This window comes from Blastococcus sp. SYSU DS0510, from assembly GCF_054050835.1.
Window position 1 is genome coordinate 1 of the sequence record NZ_JBJHAC010000060.1, and the last position, 571, is coordinate 571.

A 571-nucleotide genomic window follows, 5' to 3' on the forward strand; every position below is an offset into this window, starting at 1 on the left:
CCGACCAACTGCAGCCGCCCGGTGCGCATCGCCCGGACGACGATCGCGTCGTCGCCCAGCGCGGCCAGCCGCGCGTGCGCGTAGCCGTCGAGGACCGGCCGCATCGCCGGGTCGACGTGCTCCGCGGCGGCGGGGCGCAGGCCGCGGCGGGAGCCGGTGGCCTGGTCGTCGTCGACGAGGGTGACGATGCACCAGTCGGCGACCGCGGGCAGCACCAGCCGGGCCAGGCGGTGGGCGGCCTCGTCGGCATCCAGGGTGCCGCTGAGCTCCTCGGAGATCCGGCTGAGCAGCCGCTCCCGGGCGGCGGCCCGCTGGGTCTGCTGCTGCGTCAGGGCGCGGGCGGTGGTGTCGTGCACCACCCCGACGAGGTGTCCGGTGGCACCATCGGCGCCATCGACCACCTGCCCGCGGGCGGCGACCCACCGGTGAGAGCCGTCGGCGAGCACGATGCGGTACTCGGCGTCGTAGATCCCGCCGGTGTCGACGGCGTGCTGAACGCGGGCGCGGACATCGGCGACGTCGTCAGGGTGCACATGGGCGTAGACGTCCTCCGGGCGGCCGGTGAAGGTGT

The 571-nt window shown here is 75.7% G+C and carries 2 pseudogenes; both read right to left on the reverse strand.

The annotated features are described in order from the left end of the window. Nucleotides 1-356: pseudogene (locus ACI79P_RS21695) on the reverse strand (SpoIIE family protein phosphatase); the annotation flags it as partial. A 21-nt stretch (nt 357-377) separates the two neighbouring features. Next, nucleotides 378-533 (reverse strand): annotated as a pseudogene (locus ACI79P_RS21700) (PAS domain-containing protein); the annotation flags it as partial. Nucleotides 534-571: the final 38 nt, after the last annotated feature.